20 protein-coding genes are annotated in these 23,680 nt (G+C 62.6%); 18 read left to right on the forward strand and 2 right to left on the reverse strand.

Annotation, left to right across the window (positions count from 1 at the left end; translation table 11 throughout):
• Positions 1 to 34 precede the first annotated feature (34 nt).
• A complete protein-coding gene (locus M0H32_RS02580) occupies positions 35 to 1,663 on the reverse strand; it encodes a phytoene desaturase family protein (protein WP_282449043.1) in 1,629 nt (542 codons plus the stop codon).
• 50 nt (positions 1,664 to 1,713) lie between these two features.
• Here M0H32_RS02580 and M0H32_RS02585 point away from each other — a divergent pair, with 50 nt between their 5' ends.
• From M0H32_RS02585 to M0H32_RS02605, 5 genes are read left to right on the forward strand one after another with little or no spacing between them, the layout of a single operon-like run.
• Positions 1,714 to 2,505: a cyclase family protein gene (locus tag M0H32_RS02585; protein ID WP_248150312.1), complete on the forward strand. Its 792-nt coding sequence runs from the start codon at positions 1,714 to 1,716 to the stop codon at positions 2,503 to 2,505.
• 10 nt (positions 2,506 to 2,515) lie between these two features.
• Positions 2,516 to 4,072, forward strand: a complete 1,557-nt coding sequence (locus M0H32_RS02590) for a phytoene desaturase family protein (protein WP_248150314.1) — start codon at positions 2,516 to 2,518, stop codon at positions 4,070 to 4,072.
• Positions 4,069 to 4,563, forward strand: coding sequence for a MarR family winged helix-turn-helix transcriptional regulator (locus M0H32_RS02595; protein ID WP_248150316.1), 495 nt, complete (start codon positions 4,069 to 4,071; stop codon positions 4,561 to 4,563). The genes M0H32_RS02590 and M0H32_RS02595 overlap by 4 nt, the downstream gene beginning before the upstream one ends.
• Before the next feature lie 23 nt (positions 4,564 to 4,586).
• Positions 4,587 to 6,737 carry a thiamine pyrophosphate-dependent enzyme gene (locus tag M0H32_RS02600; RefSeq protein WP_248150318.1) on the forward strand — a complete coding sequence of 717 codons (2,151 nt, stop codon included), beginning with the start codon at positions 4,587 to 4,589 and terminating at the stop codon, positions 6,735 to 6,737.
• Positions 6,737 to 8,296 carry an indolepyruvate oxidoreductase subunit beta family protein gene (locus M0H32_RS02605; RefSeq protein WP_248150319.1) on the forward strand — a complete coding sequence of 520 codons (1,560 nt, stop codon included), beginning with the start codon at positions 6,737 to 6,739 and terminating at the stop codon, positions 8,294 to 8,296. The genes M0H32_RS02600 and M0H32_RS02605 overlap by 1 nt, the downstream gene beginning before the upstream one ends.
• Before the next feature lie 402 nt (positions 8,297 to 8,698).
• Here the strand turns inward: M0H32_RS02605 and M0H32_RS02610 are convergent, their stop codons facing one another.
• The gene (locus M0H32_RS02610; protein WP_248150321.1) at positions 8,699 to 9,838 is read right to left on the reverse strand and encodes an aminotransferase class V-fold PLP-dependent enzyme; all 1,140 of its coding nucleotides are present in this window, start codon (positions 9,836 to 9,838) and stop codon (positions 8,699 to 8,701) included.
• A gap of 239 nt (positions 9,839 to 10,077) precedes the next feature.
• Between M0H32_RS02610 and M0H32_RS02615 the strand changes: the two genes are divergently transcribed.
• The 13 genes from M0H32_RS02615 (at position 10,078) to M0H32_RS02675 (ending at position 23,649) form a co-directional block, all read left to right on the forward strand.
• Positions 10,078 to 10,785, forward strand: coding sequence for a GntR family transcriptional regulator (locus M0H32_RS02615; RefSeq protein ID WP_248150323.1), 708 nt, complete (start codon positions 10,078 to 10,080; stop codon positions 10,783 to 10,785).
• Between the two features lie 30 nt (positions 10,786 to 10,815).
• On the forward strand, positions 10,816 to 11,943 hold the full coding sequence (locus M0H32_RS02620) for a cupin domain-containing protein (protein WP_248150325.1): 1,128 nt from the start codon (positions 10,816 to 10,818) through the stop codon (positions 11,941 to 11,943).
• 30 nt (positions 11,944 to 11,973) lie between these two features.
• Positions 11,974 to 13,176, forward strand: coding sequence for an ABC transporter substrate-binding protein (locus M0H32_RS02625; protein ID WP_248150328.1), 1,203 nt, complete (start codon positions 11,974 to 11,976; stop codon positions 13,174 to 13,176).
• A gap of 12 nt (positions 13,177 to 13,188) precedes the next feature.
• Positions 13,189 to 13,962 (forward strand): ABC transporter ATP-binding protein, encoded by a 774-nt coding sequence (locus tag M0H32_RS02630; RefSeq protein ID WP_248150331.1) that lies wholly within the window; start codon positions 13,189 to 13,191, stop codon positions 13,960 to 13,962.
• Complete coding sequence (locus M0H32_RS02635; RefSeq protein ID WP_248150334.1) at positions 13,959 to 14,678, forward strand: ABC transporter ATP-binding protein; 720 nt, start codon at positions 13,959 to 13,961, stop codon at positions 14,676 to 14,678. Before M0H32_RS02630 ends, M0H32_RS02635 begins: the two co-directional genes overlap by 4 nt.
• A complete protein-coding gene (locus M0H32_RS02640) occupies positions 14,675 to 15,565 on the forward strand; it encodes a branched-chain amino acid ABC transporter permease (RefSeq protein WP_248150337.1) in 891 nt (296 codons plus the stop codon). The genes M0H32_RS02635 and M0H32_RS02640 overlap by 4 nt, the downstream gene beginning before the upstream one ends.
• Positions 15,565 to 16,533, forward strand: a complete 969-nt coding sequence (locus M0H32_RS02645; RefSeq protein ID WP_248150339.1) for a branched-chain amino acid ABC transporter permease — start codon at positions 15,565 to 15,567, stop codon at positions 16,531 to 16,533. The genes M0H32_RS02640 and M0H32_RS02645 overlap by 1 nt, the downstream gene beginning before the upstream one ends.
• Before the next feature lie 404 nt (positions 16,534 to 16,937).
• On the forward strand, positions 16,938 to 17,378 hold the full coding sequence (locus M0H32_RS02650; RefSeq protein ID WP_248150341.1) for a DoxX family protein: 441 nt from the start codon (positions 16,938 to 16,940) through the stop codon (positions 17,376 to 17,378).
• 202 nt (positions 17,379 to 17,580) lie between these two features.
• Complete coding sequence (locus tag M0H32_RS29600; RefSeq protein WP_248150343.1) at positions 17,581 to 18,555, forward strand: GlxA family transcriptional regulator; 975 nt, start codon at positions 17,581 to 17,583, stop codon at positions 18,553 to 18,555.
• A 222-nt stretch (positions 18,556 to 18,777) separates the two neighbouring features.
• Entirely contained in the window at positions 18,778 to 19,776 is a 999-nt protein-coding gene (locus tag M0H32_RS02660; RefSeq protein WP_248150344.1) for a Gfo/Idh/MocA family protein, read from the forward strand.
• A gap of 2 nt (positions 19,777 to 19,778) precedes the next feature.
• Positions 19,779 to 21,353 (forward strand): acyl CoA:acetate/3-ketoacid CoA transferase, encoded by a 1,575-nt coding sequence (locus M0H32_RS02665; RefSeq protein ID WP_248150346.1) that lies wholly within the window; start codon positions 19,779 to 19,781, stop codon positions 21,351 to 21,353.
• Positions 21,350 to 22,117 (forward strand): enoyl-CoA hydratase/isomerase family protein, encoded by a 768-nt coding sequence (locus M0H32_RS02670; RefSeq protein WP_248150348.1) that lies wholly within the window; start codon positions 21,350 to 21,352, stop codon positions 22,115 to 22,117. Before M0H32_RS02665 ends, M0H32_RS02670 begins: the two co-directional genes overlap by 4 nt.
• A gap of 2 nt (positions 22,118 to 22,119) precedes the next feature.
• Positions 22,120 to 23,649: an aldehyde dehydrogenase family protein gene (locus tag M0H32_RS02675; protein ID WP_248150351.1), complete on the forward strand. Its 1,530-nt coding sequence runs from the start codon at positions 22,120 to 22,122 to the stop codon at positions 23,647 to 23,649.
• The last annotated feature ends 31 nt before the right edge of the window (positions 23,650 to 23,680 follow it).

A 23,680-nucleotide genomic window follows, 5' to 3' on the forward strand; every position in this document is an offset into this window, starting at 1 on the left:
TGGTCTCTGGCGCCGGTGCGTTTGTCTTTTGTCGCTATCCGGCGAGTTTTTGCGCGAGCAGGTATCCGGGCCCGGCTCCGGTTCCCGCTCCCGGCCAGACGGCGGCGCCGGTGTGGAACAGGTTCCCCACCGGAGTTGAGCCGTCGGCAAAGCCGCGAACGGGCCTGAACAGGAAGTGCTGGGTGAGATGATGACTTCCGCAGATCTGGTCTCCTCCGACCAGGTTCGGATTGTCCGCCTCCAGCATGGCGGGTGTCACAATGTGCCGGCCAAGGATCCTGGCCCGCGTTCCGGGCGCATAGCGCTCCAGAATGTCGAGCGCCCGTTCGGCAAAGGGCTCGGCCGCGGTCTCCCAATCGGTCGCCGCGATTGTGCCGGCGGCATCGCCCCTGATGGTGCCGGGCGCCATGCGTACCTGAAGCCAGAGCACATGCTTTCCCTCCGGCGCGCGACTCGGATCGATTGCAGTCGGCTGGCCGCAGACAACGACCGGCTCGTCGGGCAACAGGCCTGCCCGGGCCTGGGTATAGGTGCGTGCCATCTGGTCGAGATCCGGCGCCAGGTGCACATAGGCGAATTTCTTGAGGTCTTCAGCAGCGGTCCAGTCGGGCAGGGCGTCCATGGCCAGATGGATCATCATCGTGCCCGGTGCGTGGGCCGATTTTTTCAGGCCCTGGTCGTAGGATGTGTTGCCGGTGTCGCCGGTCAGTTTCAGAAGGGCGTCGGGTGCCACATTGGCGATCACCGCTTTCTTCGCCATGATCCTGCGCCCGTCGGCAAGCTCAATGCCGCGCGCCTGGCCGTTTTCAACGATTACGCGGCTGACCTCTGCGTTGCAGGTGACCGAGCCACACCGCGCCTCGATGCTGGCGACCATGGCCCTGACGATCGTGTCGGCGCCGCCCTGGCCAAGCACCATGCCGAAGGCCTGGTTGGCCATGCCTTCCAGGTAGGGAAAGAGCGCGCCGCCGGAAATGTCCGGCGCAAAATCCAGATGCATGCCCCAAGCGGCAAGCATGGCGCGCACCTTGGGCGACGCAAAGGTCTCCGTCAGCCAGTCCCTCGGGGAAGCGAGCAGGAAACGGCCAAGATCGAGCACGCCGCCTGTGCCGTTCCGGCGCCATTCCTTGAACAGGATATGTGCAAATGCACGTTTTTTTGCCGGGCTGCCCAGAAGGCCGAACAAGGTCTCTGCCTGAGTGGGGAAATCCGCTGTCAGCGCACGCCAGGTGTCGGCGTCATCTGCATTCTCCGCGGCCATGCGCTTGGCTGTCGTTTCAAGATCATTGCTGACGCCGAGCCAGGTTCCGTCCGGAAAGACAGAGGAAAAACAATCGGCTACAGGTGCAAATGCCAGTCCGTGAGTGGAGAGTTCTTGCCCGTATTCCTTGAAAAAGGCTGAGCCTGCAAACAGCGACAGGTTCATGGCGGCCCAGTCGTGGCGGTATCCGGGGAGCGTGTATTCGCCGGTTTTGACCGCGCCGCCAGGTTCGGACGCGCGCTCGAACACGCCGACGTTCCAGCCTTTGGAGGCCAGATGCACAGCGCAGGCGAGACTGTTGTGTCCGCTGCCGATGATCACGCTGTCCAATGTCTCGCTCACGCAATTCCCCTCCGCTCGTTGAAGAAGATAATTGCAAATACAAATAAATCTGTCTAGCATCGATTTGTGATAAAGAGCCGACAGGCCGTACACATACAGAGGGAACGATTATGTCTGCAGAGAACGCGCTCGGCGGACTGGGGGCCATGCTCCTGTCCGGAGATGTGGAAGTGGTGGATTGCACGGGCGTTCTGGGTCCCGACACACCGATCATCCAGTTGCCGCCAGATTTCGCCAAGAACACACCGAAGGTCGAGATCCACAAGATCAGCGAATACGATTCAGACGGGCCGTTTTTTGCCTGGAACTGGATGGTTTTGGGTGAGCATTCGGGCACTCATTTCGACGCCCCGCATCACTGGATCACCGGCAAGGACTATTCCGACGGCTTCACTGACACGCTGAACGTCCAGCGTCTGGTGGCGCCGGTCAACGTGATCGACTGTTCGAAGGAAACCGAGGCAAACCCGGATTTCCTGCTGACCGCCGACCTGATCAAGGCCTGGGAGGCCGAACATGGTGAAATCGGCGCTGGCGAATGGGTGGTCATGCGCACCGACTGGGACAAGCGCGCCGATGACGAGGCCCTGTTCCTGAATGCCGACGAAACCGGGCCGCATAGCCCCGGGCCGACCCCGGATGCTATCGAATATCTTCTGTCAAAGAAGATTGTCGGCTGGGGCAGCCAGTGCATCGGAACCGATGCCGGCCAGGCCGGTGGCATGGAGCCGCCTTATCCGGCGCATAATCTTTTGCACCGGGACAATTGCTTTGGCCTCGCTTCGTTGGCCAATCTCGACAAGCTGCCCGCCAAGGGCGCGATCCTGATTGCCGCGCCGCTCAAGATCGAACGCGGCACGGGCAGCCCGATCCGCGCTTTGGCGCTGGTTCCGAAAGCCTGAGGACGCGACCGTGGCCGCCCCGCATGTGATCATCGGCTCCGGCATCAACGCCCTGGTCGCGGCAGCTCTGCTGTCGCGCAAGGGCGAGCCGGTGCTGGTGCTTGAGCGCTCCGAGACAATCGGCGGCTGCATGCGCACCGAGGAGATCACGCTGCCGGGTTACCGGCATGACGTCATGGCGGCCACCTTTGTCCTGTTCCTGACATCGCCCGCCTATGCGGAGCTGGCGGAAGATCTCGGCCGGCACGGCCTGGAGTTCTGTCACACGCAGCATCCGACCGCCGTAATCCGGCCAAATGGAGAAGCGGCGCGCCTCGCCATGGACCGGGCCGCCAATGTCGCCGCCTTCAGCCAGCTGGCTGCCGGGGACGGAGAGCAGCATGCCGCCGATGTCGGCGGTATCGAGGCCGATGCGGACTTCCTGTTTGCCCTGCTTGGCAATCCGCTCTGGTCGATGAAAATGGCCGGGCTACTCGCCAAACAAGCCTGGAAGCGCGGGCTGACAGGCCTCAAGGCCTGGTTCGGCGCGGCCTTGCAGCCCGCGCGGGGCTGGCTGGAAGGAAGTTATTCAAGCGAGACCGTTCAGGCGCTCTGGGCGCCCTGGGTCCTGCACACCGGCTTGACGCCTGAAAGCACCTATTCGGGCCAGATGGGCAAGGTGATTGCCTTTGCCCTGGAAGCCGCCGGTGCACCGGTCGCCAAGGGTGGTTCCGCCAGCGTGCCGGAGGCGTTTCGTAAGCTGATCGAGGCAAAGGGCGGAAAGATCCGCACAGGCGTCGATGTCGACCAGATCCTGGTAAAGGACGGCAGGGCGATCGGTGTGAAGACCTCGGACGGGGACACCATCAAGGCACAGTCCGTCATTGCCTCGGTCACGCCGTCACAGCTCTATCAGCGCCTTTTGAAGCAAGAGCCCGCGCCCGAGGCAGTGAAGACCTATCGTTATGGCCGGGGCAATTTCCAGCTCCACTACGCGCTGGATGGTGAGCCTGACTGGATCGCGGACGGACTGGAAGACGTGGCCCTGATCCATCTGGCGGACGGCATCGACAGCGTCTCGAAATCCGCCAATGAGGCCGAACGGGGTCTCTTGCCTGAAGTGCCCACCATTTGCGTCGGTCAGCCCCATCGTCTCGACCCCTCCCGGGTTCCGGACGGCAAAGCGGTTTTGTGGCTGCAGATCCCGGACGCACCGCGGGTAATCAAGGGCGACGCTGCCAATGCTATCGAAACCGGACCGGAGTGGACGGAAGCCGTCAGAGAAGCCTTCGCGGACCGGCTGGAGCAGATCCTGGCGCGGCACATCCGGAATTTCGATCAGATCAAGCTGGCGCGGCGTGCCTATTCGCCAGCCGATCTCAACAACCTCAATATCAATCTGGTCGGCGGCGATCCTTATGGCGGGTCCTGCGGCATTGACCAGTTTTTCATCTGGCGCCCCTTTGCCCAGTCCGTTAATAGCGCCACCCAAATCCGGAATCTCCACATGATCGGTGCCTCGACCCATCCCGGTCCAGGGCTCGGCGGCGGCTCCGGCTACAATCTGGCGAAATGGATGGGTGCATGAGCGACGAGGATCGGACGGACGAGCTGGCGGAAGAAGCCCGCACGCCACGGCTGGGTGAAATCGGACTGGAGAACTTCCCGCCTTACCTGATGAACCGCATCATGGGCCGCTACAACGCGGCCCTGCGCGAGGAAATGGCCAATCTGGGCCTGACAACGCCGAAGATGCGAACCCTGGCCGTGCTCTCGGTGATTGACGGCCTTTTGATCGGCGAATTGGCGATTTACGCAATCACCGAAGTTTCGACCCTGAGCAGAGCATTGGATGCGCTGGAGCGCGACGGGCTGGTTCGGCGCGTTGCCGACAAGGACGACAGCCGTGCGGTGCGTGTTCATATCACGGCCAAGGGGCGGGAGACCCATGAACAGCTCTGGCCGCATCTGGCGAGCGCCTATCAGCAGATGTTCAAGGGCATCAGCGATGCCGAGCAGCGCGCCTTTGTCGCCACGCTGCAGACCATTTTGAAGAACGTGCGCAAGCACCCGATATGAGTTGACCGTGGAGGGAGGAGCCGATGGCCGAAAGGTCGTTCAAGGCTGAGGTTGAGCATCTAAGAAAAGGCACCGGAGACACCTTTACCGGTGAAGGCATTCTGGCCATCACCAAGGCGCTCCTGGAAAACGGGGTCGGCTATGTCGGCGGCTATCAGGGCGCTCCGATCTCGCACCTGATGGATGTGCTCGCCGATGCCGAGGACCTGATGGGCGAACTCGGCATCCGCTTCGAGGCGAATGCCTCCGAGGCGGCGGCCGCGGCCATGCTGGCAGCCTCCGTGCATTATCCCATTCGCGGCGCGGTGACCTTCAAGGGATCGGTTGGCGTCAATGTTGCCTCCGACGCGCTCGCGAACCTCGCGTCTTCCGGCGTCAATGGCGGTGCGCTGGTGATCGTCGGTGAGGATTACGGCGAAGGCTCCTCCATCATGCAGGAGCGTTCCTACGCCTTTGCCATGAAATCCCAGTTCTGGCTGCTCGATCCACGGCCGAACCTGACATCAATCGTCAAATCCGTTGGCGACGGCTTTGCGCTTTCCGAGGCCAGCAACACGCCGGTCATGCTGATGGTCCGGATTCGCTCCTGTCATGTCACCGGCAGTTTTGAGACCAGCGACAACGTTCCGCCGCCGCTGTCCGTCAGGGACGCGCTCTCCAGCCCGATGCGCGACTTCAAGCGCGTCGTGCTGCCGCCGATGTCCTATGCCCACGAGCATGACAAGATCGACAACCGCTGGCCGGCGGCCGAGACATTCATTCTGGAAAATCAGCTGAACGAGCGCTTCGGTCCTGACGAGGGCAAGGTTGGCATTGTCTGTCTCGGCGGCATCTACAACAGTGTCATCCGCGCGCTGCAGCGGCTGGGCCTCGCCGATATCAGCGGCAACACGTCCGTGCCGCTTTACGTTCTGAACGTCACCTATCCGCTGGTAAAATCCGATCTTCTCGATTTCTGCGATGGCAAGGAAGCCGTCCTGATGGTCGAGGAAGGTCAGCCGGAATTCATCGAGCAGCAGCTCGGTGCCATGCTCTACAAGGAAGGCCGGAGCACCAGGCTGGAAGGCAAGGGAACGTTTCCGCGCGCCGGCGAATATACCGGCCAGATCATGCTGGACGGCATCGACGCCTTCATCCGCCAGCACGCGCCGGACCTTCTGCCGGGCAAGGTGCTGGCGCCGAACGCACCCAAGCCGGAATTGCCGGACCTGTCGCAGACCGTACCGATCCGCCCGCCCGGCTTTTGCACCGGCTGCCCGGAGCGGCCGATCTTCGCCTCGCTGAAAATGGTCGAACAGGATCTCGGCCAGCACCAGATCACCGGCGACATCGGCTGTCACCTCTTTGCCTGCCTGCCGCCCTTCGAGATCGGCGGCTCGACCATGGGCTACGGGCTTGGACCCGCCTCCAACGCCGCATTTGACGGCGGCGGTGAAAAGCGGGCGATCTCGATCCTTGGCGATGGCGGCTTCTGGCACAACGGCCTCAGTTCCTCTATCGGCAACATGGTCTTCAACAAGTCCGACAGCGTCGCCATCATCGTCGACAACTATTATTCCGCCGCGACCGGCGGCCAGGACATTCCCTCCAGCCGGGCGAAAAACAAGTCCAAGTCGACCAACAACCCGATCACCAAGGCGCTGGAAGGCGCCGGGGTGAAGTGGATCCGGCAGATCGACCGGACCTATGACGTCACCAAAATGCGCGCCACCATCCGCGAGGCGCTGACCACCGACTATGACGGTCCAAAGGTCATCGTGGCCTCGTCGGAATGCATGCTCAATCGCCAGCGGCGCGAAAAGCCCTTGCGCAACAAGGCGATTTCCGGTGGCGAGCGGGTTGAAGTGCCACGCTTCGGTGTCGATCAGGATGTGTGTACGGGCGATCACGCCTGTATCCGCTTGTCCGGCTGCCCGTCTCTGTCGCTGAAGAAACTGGACGATCCGCTGCGCGACGATCCGGTCGCCCATATCGACCAGTCCTGCGTTGGCTGCGGCAATTGCGGCGAGGTTGCCGATGCGGCGATCCTGTGCCCGTCCTTTTTCGAGGCCAAGGTGGTCCACAACCCGGGTGGCCTTGAAAGCTGGCTGGCCGGGTTTCGCACCAAACTCATTTCCTGGCTGCAGACCCGGCGTGCAGGCCGGCGTCTGACCTTCAACGCGGAGGGCGTTTGATGTCTCTGTCCCTTCCTCTCGATGCCCAGCCTGCCGATCCGGCGCTTGACGGCATCATCAAGCTTGCAGTCATGGCGGTGGGGGGCCAGGGCGGCGGTGTCCTGACCAACTGGATCGAGGGTCTTGCCCGCTCGGAAGGCTATCACTGCCAGGCAACAAGCGTCGCAGGCGTCGCGCAGCGCACGGGCGCGACCATCTATTATATCGAGATGGCACCTGGAACCGTGGCCGCGCCGGTGTTCTCGCTGGCACCGTCAGCCGGGGATGTCGATATCATCATCGCCGCGGAGATGATGGAGGCGGGGCGCGCGATCATGCGCGGGTTTGTGACGCCGGACCGCACGACCTTGATCGCCTCCAGCCACCGCATGCTGGCGGTCTCTGAAAAGACCGTGCCGGGCGATGGCATGGCTTCCTCCGAGGAAGTGAAGGCCGCAGCGGAACTCGCGGCGCACAAGCTTGTGCTGGCGGATATGGATGCGGCCGCGCTGAGGGTCGGGTCGGTGATTTCGGCCTCCCTGTTTGGTGCCTTGGCCGGCTCCGAAGCACTGCCGTTTCCGCGCGAAGCCTTCGAGGAGGCAATCCGGGCCGGTGGCAAGGGCGTCGAGGCCAGCTTGCGAGCCTTTGCGGCGGGATATGAACTTGCCAAAAACGGTGAGCCGGAAAAGGCGGCGCCTTTGCGTCCCGCCAAGGCTGAGATCGTTGCGCCTTCCGGTCCAAAAGGAAGCCGCGATGCCTATTCCAGCCTGGAAGCACGCATCGCTTCATTGCCCGAACCGTGCCGGGAAATGGCGAGGGCGGGCCTGCAAAAGGTCGTCGACTTTCAGGACTGCGCCTATGGCGGGGACTATCTCGACCGTCTGGAAGCGCTTGCCGCAAAGGACAGCGTGGACAGGCATTTCAAACTCACCCGCGAGGCCGCCAAATACATCGCCAACGCCATGGCCTATGATGACGTCATCCGGGTGGCCGACCTGAAGACCCGTCCGCAGCGCTTCCGCCGCATCGAGGCGGAGATGAAACTGGCGGACGGCAACCTGCTGCAGCTGACCGACTACCTGCATCCGCGGGCGGAGGAAATCATCGGGCTTCTGCCGGCCACGCTGGGGGTCAAACTCGACGCCGATCCGGTCTGGCGGGCCCGCATCGACCGCTGGTTCAATCGTGGCCGCCGGATCCGTTCCGACAGTCTGCGCGGATTTCTGATGCTCTATGTCTTGGGCGGACTTCGTGGCTGGCGTCTGAAAACCCTTCGTCACCGGATGGAGCAGGCGCATTTGGACGATTGGCTGAAAATGGTTTCAGGCTACCTGCCGGACCGCTATGGCATGGCGGTTGAAATCCTGAAATGCCGTCGCCTCATCAAGGGCTATTCCGACACCCATGCGCGCGGCCTGACGAAATTCGACAAGGTGCTGGCCGGTGCAAGGCTGGTGGAGGGCCGCGACGACGGTCCCGACTGGGTCGCCCGACTGCGCGAGGCCGCGCTCAAGGACGAAAAGGGCGCGGATCTGGATGGGGCGCTGAAGACGGTGGAGAGCTTTGCCGGGGCGGGGTGACGAATTAAAACCCTCCATCGCCTTCCCGGCCAAGCGAAGCGCGAGCCGGGACCGGAGGCCACCAGGCTGTCGTAAGGCAGCGCAAATCTTCCCAAGAGGCCTCGGCTCGCCGGTCCCGGATCTTCGCTGCGCTCTGTCCGGGATGACGATGGAGAGGGATTAGAGTATGCAGCCGTCTCCTTCGAGACGGGCCTAGCGGCCCTCCTCAGGATGACGCTGAGTGTGTTGATGGATCAAGGGGCTGTCCCACTCTCGGGGTGACACTGAATGTGTTGATAGTTCAATGGGCTGCTACACCCTTAAGCGTCATCCTGAGGAGCCGCGTCAGCGGCGTCTCGAAGGAGCGGCCACTTGCTCCATTCCACATGCGGGCTCTCTCAAAACGTCTCGTCTGACCGGCGCCTAGCCCGCAGTGCCCAGCGACCTGCCCAGCACCTCCAGGACTTCCCGGGTCGCGTCTTCCGTGGTCTGAACGCCCGGCGACAGCCGCAGGGTCGCCCCGCGCGTGTCGGCGGAAATGCCGACATCCCGGAGATCATTCAACACTTTGCCGGCCTCTTCCGTCGACGACAGCGCGATCATCAGGCTGCCGCCGCGCTCTTTTTCCGTCCGAGGCGTCAGCAGCTTCAGGCCGAGTTTGTCCACACCGCCGATCAGGATGTCACTGAGCCGCCTGTTATGAGCAAGGATCGCATCCGTGTCGGCATTCGCATGCCATGTCAGGGCTGGAACCGTGGCGGCCGCCGGCAGGATGGCGGGAGTGCCGTTGTCGAAGCGGCGGATGTCCGGCGCATAGTCGAAGGCTTCGATGTCCCAGTTGAACGGGTTGTCCTGGCTGAACCAGCCGCGCAGCTCCGGCCGGCATTCAGGGATCAGGTCCGGGCGGACATGGAAGACGCCTGCGCCCGGCGTGCCGCACATCCATTTGAGGCTTGTCGAGACGGCAAAATCGACCTGGGGCTCCTGGACAGAGAAAGGCAGCAGTCCGGCCGCCTGGGTGATGTCCACGCCGATCAGGCTGCCCATGGCGCGGCCATGAGCGACAAGGGCCTCGAGATCGATCCGGTGGGAGGTGGTCGAGCTGACCCAGGTGAGCAGCGCCAGCGCCACGTCGCCATCCCATTCGGCGATCATGTCCTCGTCCGCGACCCAGCCGGAACCCTGGCGCATCTTGACCGTGACCAATTCGAAGCCAAGACGGTCCTGCAGCCGGGTGAGGAGGAAATGGTTGGAGGGAAAACAGTCGGCGGCGACCAGAACCTTGCGCCCGCGCAGATAGTTGTCCGGCAGGGCCGTCAGGAACATGTGCACGCCCTGGGTGACATTCTCGCAGGTCGTCGCAGAGCCGTCAGGCGCACCAAGAAGGCGGCGCCACAGGTCGATGAATTCAGCCCGCTTGCCGAGAAGATAGGGCCATTGCCGGTCGTCGGAGGCGCACCAGATCGTCCCGAAATCAGCCATCGCGGCGGCGAGATCCGCCTCCTTGCCTGGGTACTGGCCGATCGAGTGATAGAGGAAATAGCCGTCTTCTCTGGTGGTCATGGTTCCTCCCGAACGTCTTTGTCTGGTGTCCGGCCGGTGCATGGACAAATCGTCGTTTCACCGGCTTCACCGCTATTGACCAGTATGTGATTATTCGTATACAGTTTTTGGAATAGTTCAAGCTTAAAGGATTTTTCCTTTGCAGAATTCTGGAGAAAATGGTCCGTACGTTTCCGGTTTGCGTCCTAGTTCTGTATACAGTTTTGGGCTGATCGGAGCGCGCTCCAGGAGTTCTCTGGATGACTGAAGCCAAGATCTCCACAGCAGCTGCGAGCGGACAGAGCACCAGTGGCCAGATCCATGATGTTTTGATGGGGCGCATCCAGCGCGGCGAGCTTGTGCAAGGGGTGCGGCTGGTGGATACGGCGGTCGCCGCCGAGTTCGGGGTCTCCCGCATGCCGGCGCGCGATGCGCTGATGCGGCTTGCCCATGAGGGCTATCTGGAGCCGACTACCCGGGGCTTCGTTCTGCCGAGGCTGGACCATGAGGAAATCCTGGAGATCTTCGACCTGCGCCGTCTGCTGGAGCCGCGTGCAGCTGCCATGGCGGCGCATGGTCTGACGGAGGATGAGCTTGCCGCCCTCGGCGGCATCCTGGACGATGCCCGATCGGCCATGACTGAGGGTGATCCGGAGCGCCTGTTCCGGGCCTGTGAGATCTTCAGAAACGGCTGGATTGCCGCCGTGTCGAACGCCTCGCTGCGCAAGGCCTTGCAGCGCTACATGACCCAGGTCCAGGCCGTGCGCATGATGACCTTTGCCGACAAGGCCAACCATCCGCTGATCGTCGCCGGCAATGCAAGGCTTTACGAGGCCTTTTGCCAACGGGACGCAGTGGCGGCGAGTGACCGCATTCTGCGCTTCGTCTTCGACGGCGAAACCGCCTATCTCGCCGCGCATGCGGCAGCTTTGAAAGAACAATCCGGATCAACCGCGCGGGCTGGATAATCGCGCGGGTCCAGGGGAGGGGAAAGTTTAATGACGGAAACACGCGCCGAGATACGCCTGCCGACGAAGGATCTGGCCAGGGACCTGCCGTTTTTCACCAAGACGCTGAAGATGCGGCTCGACATGATCTACCCGGCGGACAATCCGGAAATCGCCGTCTTTTCCGGTCACGGCTTGCGCGTGCGGGTGGAAAAGGACGCGCCGGAAGGGCCGGGCACCTTGCGCATCCTGACCGAGGATCCGGGCGGCTTTGCCGGCGGTGAACGCCTGCTGGTCGCGCCCAACGGCACCCGTGTTGAAATCGACGAACTGAACCCGCCACTGGTTCTGCCCGAAACCGAACATGCTTTCGTTGTGCGCCGTCTTGCCGATCAGGCGCCCTGGGTGATCGGGCGCGCTGGCATGGAATACCGCGACCTGGTCCCAACCCGCCTCGGCGGCGCGATGATTGCCTCGCATATCCGTGTGCCCGACGGGCCCGTGCCCGACATGGTGCATTTCCACAAGGTCGGTTTCCAGCTGATCTTCTGCGTGCGCGGCTGGGTCGACGTGCTTTACGAGGATCAGGGCGGCATGCGACGTCTGACGGCGGGCGACTGTTTCATCCAGCCGCCGGAAATCCGGCACCGGGTGATGCATGCCGCTGACGGCATCGAGGTGGTCGAAATCGGTGTGCCAGCCGAGCACATCACCGAGATCGATCACGACATGACCCTGCCGACCCCGCAGGAACGGCCTGACAGGGAGTGGCAGGGACAGAAATTCGTGCATAATCTGGCAAAGGAGGGTGTTTTCGCGCCGTTCCGCGTTCCCGGATTTGAAGCGCGCGACACGACCATTTGCGACAACACCAAGGGTGTCGCCTCCGTTTTGGTGGCGCGACCGACCGGGGAGACCGCTCCCTGGACGCGCCATCACGGCGACATCCTGTTCAACTTTGTGCTGGCAGGCGAGATGACCCTTGAGGGCGAAGGCAAAGATCCTTTCCGCCTGTCCGCCGGAGACGCCTTCGTTATCCCGCCGAAAATGGCGACCAGATACACGGGCGCGACAACCGACCTGGAACTGCTGGAAGTCAGCCTGCCGGGCCGGTTCGATACGGAAATCCTGCGCGAGGAAAGTTTGCCGAGGAGGAATGAGCAAACCGTGCAGGCGTAATGACAGCAAGCTTCAAGAGGGGATGACAGCATGAGGAAGTTGACGACATTTGTGGCGGCCGCAGCCTTGCTGGGCGCAGGCTCCGCCGCCTTCGCGGACGACACCAAGATCGGCGTTCTGATGGATATCACCGGACCGATCGCAAACTTCATTCCGCCGCTGCAGAACGCGGCCAATCTCGCCGTGAAACAGGTGAACGACCAGGGCGGCCTGCTCGGCGGTACGGCCGTGGCGGTTTATGGCGACACCACCGGCACGGCCCAGGGCGCGGTCGATGCGGCGCAGAAGCTGGTCAATATCGAGAACGTGCCGATCGTCATGGGTTCGCTCATGTCCGGCACCACCATCGCCGCCGCCGAAGCCGCGATCATTCCGGCCGGCGTTGCCCAGATCTCGCCGACGGCGACCTCGCCGGCCATGACCGACCTTCAGGACGACGGTCTCGTCTTCCGCATCGTGCCTTCCGACAACTACCAGGGCGAGATCCTCGCCAAGATGGTGCTTGCCGACGGCCTCGACAAAGTCGCGCTGACCTATGTCAACAACGACTACGGCGTGGGCATCGGCCAGACCTTCCAGGCTGCCTATGAGGCCGCTGGCGGCACGATCACCGCGTCCAACAAGCACGAGGAAAAGAAGGATTCCTACCGCTCCGAACTGGCAAGTCTCGCCAAGGGTGAGCCGCAGGCTCTGGTCGTGATCGCCTATGCCGGTGACAGTGGCGGCAAGATCGTGCGCCAGGCCATCGAGGGCGGTCTCTTCACCAAGTTTGTCGGCACCGACGGCCTGCGTGACGAGCTCCTGATCGAGAATGTCGGCGCTGACGCGCTGAAGACCTCGTTCTTCTCCTCGCCGACGTCTCCGGCCGAGAACCCGGCTCAGAAGACCCTGCATGACGCCTTCAACGCCGAATATGGCGAAGGCGCCGACAAGGCCTTTGTCGACCAGACCTATGACGCCACCTTCCTGGCGTTGCTGGCCATCGAGAAGGCCGGCTCGACCGACCGGGCCGCAATGGCTCAGGCGCTGCGCGATGTCGCCATGGCTCCCGGCGAGAAAGTCGGTCCGGGCGAATGGGCCAAGGCCGTAGCCCTCCTTAAGGAAGGCAAGGACATCGACTATGACGGCGCCAGTGGCAACGCTGAATTCGACGCCAATGGCGATGTCGGCGGTTACATCGGCAAGTTCGTCGTCGATGGCGACGGCTATAAGCAAGTCGAAATCGTCGAATAAGCCGGACCTGACGTGATCCGACTGGACAAGATCTGCGTCGATTTCGGAGGACTGCGGGCGGTTGACCACGCAAGCTTCGAAATCGGTGCAGGCCGCATCACCGGCCTGATCGGGCCGAATGGTGCGGGCAAGACCACCGCCTTCAACGTGATCGCCGGCGCTGTCCGGCCAACTTCCGGACGGGTGATCCTGGACGGGCGCGACATCACCCGCCTGAAACCCCACCAGCGGGCAGCGGCGGGCCTCGCGCGCACCTTCCAGATCCCACATGAATTCGACCGTCTCTCGGTGCTTGAAAACCTGATGGCCGCCGCGTCGGCCCCGGAAGGCGAGAATGTCATCAACGTGATCTTTCGCCGTGGTCGCTATGCCGCCGAGGAGCGGGAGATCTACGACACCGCGCGTGACACCATTCGCCTTTTGGAACTGGAGCATGTCATCGACGAGAAAGCCGGCAATCTTTCTGGTGGCCAGAAAAAACTGGTCGAGCTTGGCCGGGCCCTGATGCGCAAGCCCAAGGTGGTGCTGCTCGACGAGATCGGCGCCGGCATCAACCGAACGCTGTTAGGCAAGCTCGCCGACAAGATCCTGATGCTCAACCGCGAGCGCGGGCTGACCTTTTGCCTGATCGAGCACGATCTCGACTATGTCTCCAAGCTTTGCGACCACGTGCTGGTCATGGCGCAAGGCACGCTCCTGACCGAAGGCACGGTCGAGGCTGTCCGCAATGACGAACGGGTCATTGAAGCCTATTTCGGCGGCGGCAAATACGAGGCCCGCCTATGACCGAACGTCTGTCGGTTACGGATCTGACGGCCGGCTATGGCGGCCCGCCGATCATCGAGGACATTTCACTCACCGTCGAGCCGGGCGAGATCGCGGTCATTCTGGGCCCGAACGGGGCCGGCAAGTCGACGCTTCTAAAGACCATTTTCGCGCTGACGCAAGTCGCCGCCGGCTCAATCCGCCTTGGCGCCAAGGAACTGGTCGGCTGCAAGACCTCTGCGCTGGTGCCGCTCGGGGTCTCGGCCGTGCCCCAGTCGAAAAACGTCTTTGCCACCCTGTCGGTGGAAGAGAACCTGGATGTGGGCACCTATGCCGCCCCGCCGAAGGACAAGGCCGCCACACGCGAGAAGATCCTCGCCCTGTTCCCGGACCTGAAGGACAAGCTCGGCCAGCCGGCGGGGGAGCTCTCCGGCGGTCAGCGCCAGATGGTTGCCATGGGCCGGGCCTTGATGAGCGAGCCGAAGCTTATCCTGCTGGACGAACCGACCGCGGGCCTTTCGCCCGCCTATCTGGAACGGATCTTCGATCTGCTTCTCGACATCCGCAAAACCGGGATCACGATCTTGATGGTGGAACAGAACGCGCGCCAGGCGCTGCAGATCGCCGATCATGGCCATATCCTTGTGGCCGGGCGGAACCATGTCAGCGGCACGGGCAAGGAACTGCTCGCCGATGAAGACGTCCGCCGCCTGTTTCTGGGAGGCGCGGCCGCATGATCGAATTCATCAATTTCTATCTGTTTCCGGCGCTGACCATCGGCAGCATCTATGCGCTCGGCGCCGTCGGCATCTCGATGATCTTCGGCATTCTGCGTTTTGCCCATTTCGCCCATGGCGATCTGATGACGCTCGGCACCTACGGCATCCTCGCCGCGGCGGCGATCCTGCCGGTCAATCCGCTGCTGCTGATCCCCTTCGGCATGGTGCTGACCATCGTTTCCGCGCTGCTGGTGGACCGGTTATTCTACCAGCCGCTGCGCGCGCTCCCGACCATCTACACCGTGATCTCCTCCTTCGGCATTGCGCTGGTGTTCCGCTCGCTCGTGCAGCTGATCTGGGGCTCGGAAAACCAGGTGTTCTCGACAGGCGTCAAGCCGCCCCTGGTGCTGTTCGACACGATCCGGGTGTCCGTCCTGCATCTCCAGGCAATCGTCGCCACCGCCATCATCGCCGTGCTGCTGCATTTCTTCCTGAGCCGGACCCGAACCGGCCGGTCGATGCGCGCCGTGGCGGATGATCCGGAACTGGCCGAAGTCTCGGGTCTCGATACCGCAAAAGTGGTGCGCTGGACTTGGATCATCGGCGCGGCGCTTGCGGCCATTGCCGGCGCTTTCGCGGCGCTCAACACCAGCGCCCATCCGAACCTCGGCTGGAACCTGCTCCTGCCGATGTTCGCCGCGGCGATCCTCGGCGGTATCGGCAAACCCATGGGCGCCATGGCCGGCGGGTTCCTGATCGGCCTTGCCGAGGAGCTGTCCTCCTATCACTGGATCGGCGACGACGCACTGATCTCGCCGTCCTACAAGACAGCGGTTGCCTTCATCTGCATGATCGCGCTCTTGATCTTCCGGCCGCAGGGCCTCTTCAAGGGGAGGCTGCTCTGATGGAACTCACAGGTCTCTTTTTCTATCTCGTCAGCCTTTTGATCCTCGGCGGCATCTACGCGCTGCTCTGCCTCGCCCTCAACATTCAGTGGGGCATGGGCGGGCTCTTCAATGCGGGAATCGCCGGGTTCTACGGCGTCGGCGCTTATTCGTCGGCGATCCTGACCACGGCAGCCTCGTCCCGGCATCTCGGCGGTTACGGTCTGCCTGTGCCGCTCGGACTTGTCGGCGCGGCGATCCTCGCCGGTTTGGCTGGATGGGCGGTTGCCAAGATCTGTGTGCGCCTCAAGAGCGACTATCTGGCCATGGCCTCGATCGGCATTGCCGAGATCCTGCGGCTGGTCATCGTCAACGAGGACTGGCTCACCAATGGCAGCCTAGGCGTGTCCAGAATTCCGCGCCCGCTTGGCGACCTGGCCACAGGCCGCATGAGCGACGTTGTGTTTCTGGGCTTTGTCTGGCTGGTGGTGCTGCTGGTCTTCGTGGCCTCCAGCCGTCTCTATGACAGTCCCTGGGGGCGGAGCCTCCGGGCCATTCGCGACAACGAGACTTCGGCGGCGGCGGCCGGCAAGAACATCGAGAAATTCCGCATCCAGACCTTCGTCATCGGCTGCGCCGTCATGGGCATCGCCGGCGGCCTGTCGGCGCATTATTTCCGCTTCCTGTCGCCGACCGCGACCGATCCGCTGCTCGTGACCTTCCTTGTCTGGGTGATGCTGATGGCAGGTGGCTCGGGCAACAACAAGGGGGCGATCCTGGGCGCGCTCGCCATCTGGACCCTGTGGTCGGTGACGGAAATCTTCACCAACCGTCTGCCGCCAGAATGGGCCACACGCAGCTCCTTCATCCGCATGCTGCTGGTCGGTCTGTTGCTGCAGGTGGTGCTGCAGCGGTTCCGCGCCGGTCTCATTCCGGAAAAGTCACCGCCCGTAAGGTTCAAGGAGGAGGGGCCGGAACCGGACAGGTAAGCGCTGCGGGGAGGTATGAGGTTAGACCCACTGCCAAGAGCAGAAACTCCTCCGGAAGCGTCGCTGCCTTACGCAAAAGATACACGCTCTCATTTTGTCATCCCGGCTGGAGCGAAGCGGAAGGTCGGGGCCCGGTAACTACGTAGTTGTGTTTGGTTTTCAAGCGTTTGCGACACGGTGTACTGGGGCGTGGTCTTGCCGCTATCGCGTCAAACCGGAATGACAATGGAAGCGCACAGGTCAATGGGTTCTCTCTCGAAATCGGTGCGAGAGTATTTATGATTGTTCGATATTGTTGAACAAACAGGCGAAAAATACTTACCTTATAAAATATTAGATAAACAGTATCGTGATCTCACAGCAAGGCGCTCAGGGGGATCGCCGGACAGATGAGGACAAGACCCATGACTGTTCTCAATGTGAATACCGGTGCCGATACTACCGGAGCTGCACTCTTCGGGACCCTGGACGGCCTGGCACCGCTCGCCGCGCGGTTTCTGATCGCGCCGCTGTTTCTTCTTGCGGGCATCAACAAACTGGGCTCGGCGGAAGCGACCATCGCCTGGATCGACGCGGCCGGATTGCCCTTTGCAACGCTTGGCTATATTGCCGCCGTTGTTGTCGAAATCTTCGGCAGTCTCGCGCTGATCGCCGGATACAAGACCCGCTATGCCGCTGGCATCATGGCCCTCTTCACGGTCGCTGCCGCACTGGCGTTCCACAACCAGCTGGGCGATCAGAACCAGTTCATCCACTTCTTCAAGAACATCGCCATTGCTGGTGGCCTTTTGCAGATTGTTGCCTTCGGCGCCGGCCGATACAGCCTGGACGCAAAGACGAAGTAGGGCGATACGCCCGACAATCGGCACATGAACCCGCACCGGCTTCCGTTTTGACGGGAGCCGTGCGTGTTTTTGCGTTTTGCAGGTTCGTGTCAACGATTTGACTAAGGTGAAGTTTGGGCAGTAGACCCTTGGGGCAATGTAGTTGCAAAGCATCTTGACCGGTGCCGCGCCCGAAACCCGAACGCCGCAATCGAAGAGCCAAGTGCCGACTGACAACCAAAAACAAGATGACAAGCTCACGTTTGAAATCTTCATTCAACCCGGCTTTTCCGATCTCGAACTGGCCTCGGTTCTGTCCGTCCTGAGAACGGCCAACGACGTCCTGAACCGGGACCGGTTTGCCTGGCAATTGACATCGGACACGCCGGGTTTCGTCGACAGCCGGTCGGACATGATTGCGCGCGCGGAGCCGACCATCGGCGACCAGTTCCTGCGCGATTGCCTGATCGTGATAGCCGGTCCCGGCAACCGGCATGAGGGCTGGCTGCGCCGCCTCCGGGCCATGCAGAAGCTTCAGCGGCGGGTGCTGCTTCTTTCCGATGCGTCGCGCGAATATATCAAGGCCGCCAATCTGGAAGACGGCAGCGCGACCGCGCATTGGCGCGATGCCGGATTGCTGCGCGAGGTTGGCAACACGCCGCAGCTTTCGGACAGCCTTGCCCAGGAAAACGGCAGCATCGTCACCAGTTCCGGCGAGGGCTTTTCCGTCGAAGCCGTGATCGGGGTACTGGCCAGCCATCTGGAAAGCTGGCAATGCGCCGAGATCGCCAGCCTGTTGATTGTCGAGAATGTACGCGGGTTTTCCCATCCGCAGCCCAAGGGCATGAGCGACAACACAAACCTGTTCGAGAAGCGGCTTCAGAAGGTCGTCCAGCTAATGGAGCAGAATGTCGAGGCGCCGTTGCGCCTGTCGGACCTTGCCAGCCAGGTCGGCCTGTCGCCGCGCCATCTGGAACGGCTCTTCACCGTCTATCTCAACACGACCCCGGCCCGGTTCTACAAGAAGATCCGCCTCAAGAAGGCCCACACACTGGTGACCAGCACGCATATTTCCCTGATCGAGATTGCGATCGCCTGCGGATTCCTGACCGCGCCGACCTTCTCGCAAGCCTACAAGGCCGAGTTCGGTGAAACGCCGACAAAGGTGCGACGGAAGAAGGTCGGGCCAGCGTCGTGACATCCGCAATTGCCGAAGCTAGCGCCCATTAAAACCATCTCTCTCCTTTCCATGCCGAGCGTTGCCTGAAACGCCTTGCAAAGGTCTCGCTTGTAGAGCGCGAAGCGCAGTGCTTCTAAATTTCGGATTCCTTTCTTGACAAATTTGGAACGTTCCAATATTCAGAAACAAGATTTGGAACGTTCCAAAAAAGGCAAGCAACAAGATATCTGGGAGGTCTGAATGCGTTGGGCCCTGATCGGCGCGAGCCGGATTGCGTCGAGCTACATGATTGAGGCGATCCGCGCACAGGGCGGTGACATCCTGTCGGTGCTCAGTTCGGATGCCGCGCGTGGCGAAGGCTATGCCCGCGAGAACGGCATTGGCCGGAGCCTTACCGATCTGGACCAGCTGCTTGCGGATGACAGCGTCGACGCGGTCTATATCTCCACGACCAACGAGAAGCATCATGCCCAGGCTCTGGCGGCGATCGCGGCCGGCAAGCATATCCTGTGCGAAAAGCCGTTGGCGATGACGTTGGACGACGCCTGCGAAATGGTCCGGGCTGCAAAGGAAAAGGGTGTCGTCTTTGCCACCAATCACCATCTGCGCAATGCCGGCTCCCATCTCGCCATTCGCGACCTGATCCGCTCGGGCCGTATCGGCGAAGTGCTGAGCGCTCGTGTCTTCCACGCGGTGCATCTGCCCGAAGTGCTGCAGGGCTGGCGGATCAACGACGCGGCCGCCGGCGGCGGGGTTATTCCCGACATCACGGTGCATGACGCGGACACGGTCCGTTTTCACCTGGGTGAAGACCCGCAGGAAGTTGTTGCGAAAGCGGGTGCCTCCGGGATGGGGCAGGGGGTCGAGGACAGCGTCATGTCCGTCTGGTCGATGCCCTCGGGCGCCATGGTCGAGAGCCATGAGAGCTTCACCCATCCCTTTGCCGGCACCGGCATCGAATTCCACGGCACAAAGGGCTCGCTCTTCGCCCGCAACGTCATGACCCAGGAGCCGACCGGCGAGATCGTCCTGGTCGATGCGGATGGCGAGCACGCGATCCCGTTCGCAAAACACAATCTCTACGAATATGCGCTTGGTCTCTTCAAGGGTGCAGTCGCGGGCACCGGCGCCCCGTCGGCGGACGGTGTCGACGGCATCAAGTCGCTCGCGGTCGCCCTTGCCGTGCGCGAGGCCGCGCAGACCGGCCAGGCCGTCACCGTCAATTACGGAGGCTTTTGAACATGACCTCCAAGATCGTTTCCATGGAAGACGCCGCCGGACGCATCGCGGATGGCGCGGTTGTCACCGTTTCCTCTTCCTCCGGCCTCGGATGCCCGGACCGGATCCTGAAAGCCATCGGCGACAGGTTCGACCGGGAAGGGCATCCGAGAAACCTTACGACGCTGCACCCGATCGCGGCCGGCGACATGTACGGCATCAAGGGCATCGACCACATCGCCAAGGATGGACTGCTGTCGACGATCATCGCCGGGTCCTATCCCTCCGGACCGTCGTCGCTGCCCATGCCGGAGATCTGGCGCATGCTCGTCGACAATCGGGTCGCTGCTTATAACGTGCCGTCGGGCATCCTGTTCGACATGCATCGCGATGTCGCGGCGCGTCGTCCGGGCGTGATGACCAAGGTCGGCCTCGACACGTTTGTCGATCCCGTTCGCCAGGGCTGCGCCATGAACGAGGCGGCCGAAGCCAAACCGATCGTCAACCGCCTGGAGCTTGCCGGCGAAACCTGGCTGCATTTCCCGAACATCGTGCCCGATGTTGCTATTGTCCGGGCGACGACGGCGGATGAAAGCGGCAACCTGACCTATGAACACGAGGGCGCCTATCTCGGCGGTCTGGAACAGGCCATTGCGACCCGCAACCATGGCGGCCTGGTGATCGCGCAGGTCAAGCGGGTCACCGCCTGCGGGTCCCTGCGCCCTCATGACGTGCGTATTCCCGGCCACCTGGTCGATCTGATCGTGGTCGATCCCGACCAGCGCCAGACCACGGAAACGGATTACGATCCGGCCATCTCCGGTGAAATCATGCGGCCCTGGTCCAGCTTCTCCCTGGCCGAGCACAGCGTGGAAAAGGTGGTCGCGCGCCGCGCCGCCATGGAGCTGCGCGCCGGCCAGACCGCCAATCTCGGCTTCGGTATTTCCGCGATCGTGCCGCGGGTGCTTCTGGAGGCCGGCCGCGAACAGGCGGTCACCTGGGCAATCGAGCAGGGTGCAACGGGCGGCATGCCGCTGACCGGCTTTGCCTTTGGCTGCGCTTCGAACGCGGACGCCTTCATGCCGTCGCCACAGCAATTCACCTATTTTCAGGGAGGTGGCTTCGACGTTTCCTTCCTGTCGTTTCTCGAGGTCGACCTGGACGGCAACGTCAATGTCTCCAAGCTCGGCAAGAAACCTTACCTGACAGCGGGTTGCGGCGGTTTTGTCGACATCACGGCCAATGCGCGCAAGATCGTCTTCTCTGGCCTGTTTGAGGCCGGCGCAGAGATCGAGCTGACACCGGACGCCCTCAAGGTGAAAACGCCGGGCAAGTTCACCAAGATGGTCGACGAGGTCGAACACGTCACCTTCTCCGGACGCCGGGCTCGCGAGCTCGGCCAGCAAGTGCTTTACGTCACCGAGCGCTGTGTCATCGAGCTGACTGGCGACGGCCTGACAGCGACCGAGATCATGCCGGGCATTGATCCGCAAAGGGACATTGTCGAAGCCTCCGGTGGGCGGGTGAAACTGGCAGGCAACCTGCAGATGATGCCGAAGGCTCTGCTCAATGAAGGCGCGATGGAGCTTGCCCTATGAGCGCGCTGCACCTGATCCGCCATGGCAGTGTCGCCGAGCTGCGCCTGGACAATCCGGCCAAGCTGAACGCCTTCACGCTGGAAATGCTGGAAGCCGTCGAACCGCATTGCGTGGAGATCGAGCGGGACGACAGCATCCGCGCAGTGGTTATCAGCGCGGAGGAGGGCCGCGCCTTCTGTGCCGGGGCCGACATTCTCGCCTGGTCCGAGCTGGAACCCTGGGACTTTGCCCGCCACTGGGTGCGCTATGGCCACCGGATCTTCGACCGCCTGGCGCGCCTTGCCAAACCCACAGTCGCGGCGATGAACGGCCATGCCTTTGGCGGCGGGCTGGAATTTGCGGGCACCGCCGACATGCGCGTCATGTCGCCGGCGGCAACGCTGGCCCTGCCGGAGGCCGCGGTCGGGATCGTACCCGGCTGGTCGGGTACCCAGCGGCTGATCCGCCTGCTTGGCGAGCCGCTGGTGAAGGAAATGGCGCTGTTCGGCCGAAGGATCTCGGCAGAGCGCGCCCACGCGGCCGGGTTCTGCGCGGAGATCGCCGAGGACCCGCGCTCAAGGGCCTTTGAAATCGCGGAAGCACAGGCGTCGCGCTCGCCCTGCGCCATCGAAGTGGCGAAATACATGATCCACGCGGCTGTCGACGAAGACCGGGGCGCCATGATCGAGGCGCTGGGAGCCGGCATGATCGGGCCGACCGCCGATCGCGACGAGGGCGTCACCGCCTTTCGCGAAAAACGCAAACCGACTTTTCCTGGAAAATGACCATGAGTGACCTCAACGTTGTTTCGATCAGCGAAGCCAAAATCCCGAACGAGTCTTTCCTTGCCCGGCACCTGATCGACGGCAGCTGGCGGGAAAGCGCGGACGGGGCGACCTTCGAGCGCCTGTCGCCCTCCCATGCGAGCCTGGTGACCCGCGCGAGCAAGGGCGGCGTGCAGGATGTCGATGCGGCGATCTCCGCCGCGAGGCTGGCCTTCGACAAGGGGCGCTGGTCGTGGACCAGCGGCAAGGACCGGGCGACGCTTCTTTTGAAGGTTGCCGATCTGATCGACCGCGACCGGGAGCGGATCGCGCTCATGGAAACGCTGGAATCCGGCAAGCCGATCAGTCAGGCGCGGGCGGAAATCGAAGGCGCTGCCGACATCTGGCGCTTTGCCGCCTCGCTCGCCCGCACGCTTCACGGCGAGAGCTACAATTCCCTCGGCAACGACTTTCTCGGCCTGGTGCTGAAGGAACCGATCGGCGTCGTCTCCATCATCACGCCGTGGAACTTCCCGTTCCTGATCGTGTCCCAGAAACTGCCCTTCGCCCTGGCTGCCGGCTGCACCGCGGTGATCAAGCCCTCGGAAATGACACCGGCCACGACCGTCATTCTCGGCGAACTCCTGATCGAGGCCGGACTTCCCGCCGGCGTCGTCAACATCGTGCTCGGCTATGGCGACCCGGTGGGAACGGCGATGACGGCGGACAAGCGCGTCGACATGGTCACCTTCACCGGCTCGACCGGCGTCGGCAAGGCCATCGTCAAGGCAGCCGCAGGCACCCTGAAGAAGGTGTCGCTCGAACTTGGCGGGAAAAATCCCCAGGTTATCTTTCCGGACGCGGATCTTGAAAGTGCCGTCGATGCAGTCGTCTTCGGCGTCTATTTCAATGCCGGCGAATGCTGCAATTCCGGATCCAGAATTATCGTGCACGAGGACATAGCCGAGGCCTTCGTTGCGCGCATCGTGGAGGTGTCGCGCAAGGTTCCCTTCGGAGATCCGCTGGACCCATCGACCAAGGTCGGGGCGATCATCACCCCCGGCCACCAGCAGAAGATCGACACCTATGTGCAGGAGGCCGCGAAGGCTGGGGCGGATGTGCGCCTCGGCGGCGCTGCTCTCGAAGTGCCGGGACTTGCCGGCCAGTTCTACCAGCCGACCGTGGTCGCCAATGTGAAAGGCCACATGCCGATCGCCCGCGAGGAAGTGTTCGGCCCGGTACTGTCGGTGCTGACTTTCAAGACGCTGGACGAGGCCATCGCGCTGGTCAACGACGCGGATTACGGCCTTTCCGCAGGCGTGTGGAGCGAGAACGTCCACACCTGCATGGAATTCGCGCGCCGCGCCCAGGCCGGCACGGTCTGGACCAACACCTGGATGGACGGCTTTGCCGAACTGCCCTTTGGCGGCGTCAAGGAAAGCGGCCAGGGAAGGGAGCTGGGCAAATACGGATTGGAGGAGTTTCTCGAGGCGAAAACCGTGACGATGCGGATCGGCCGCACGCGCGCGCCTTGGGTCGACCCGGGGACCTGATCCCCGGACTGGAAGGATGAAGATACGCAGT

It is taken from the genome of Roseibium sediminicola (assembly GCF_023156505.1).
Classification (GTDB): Bacteria; Pseudomonadota; Alphaproteobacteria; order Rhizobiales; family Stappiaceae; genus Roseibium; species Roseibium sediminicola.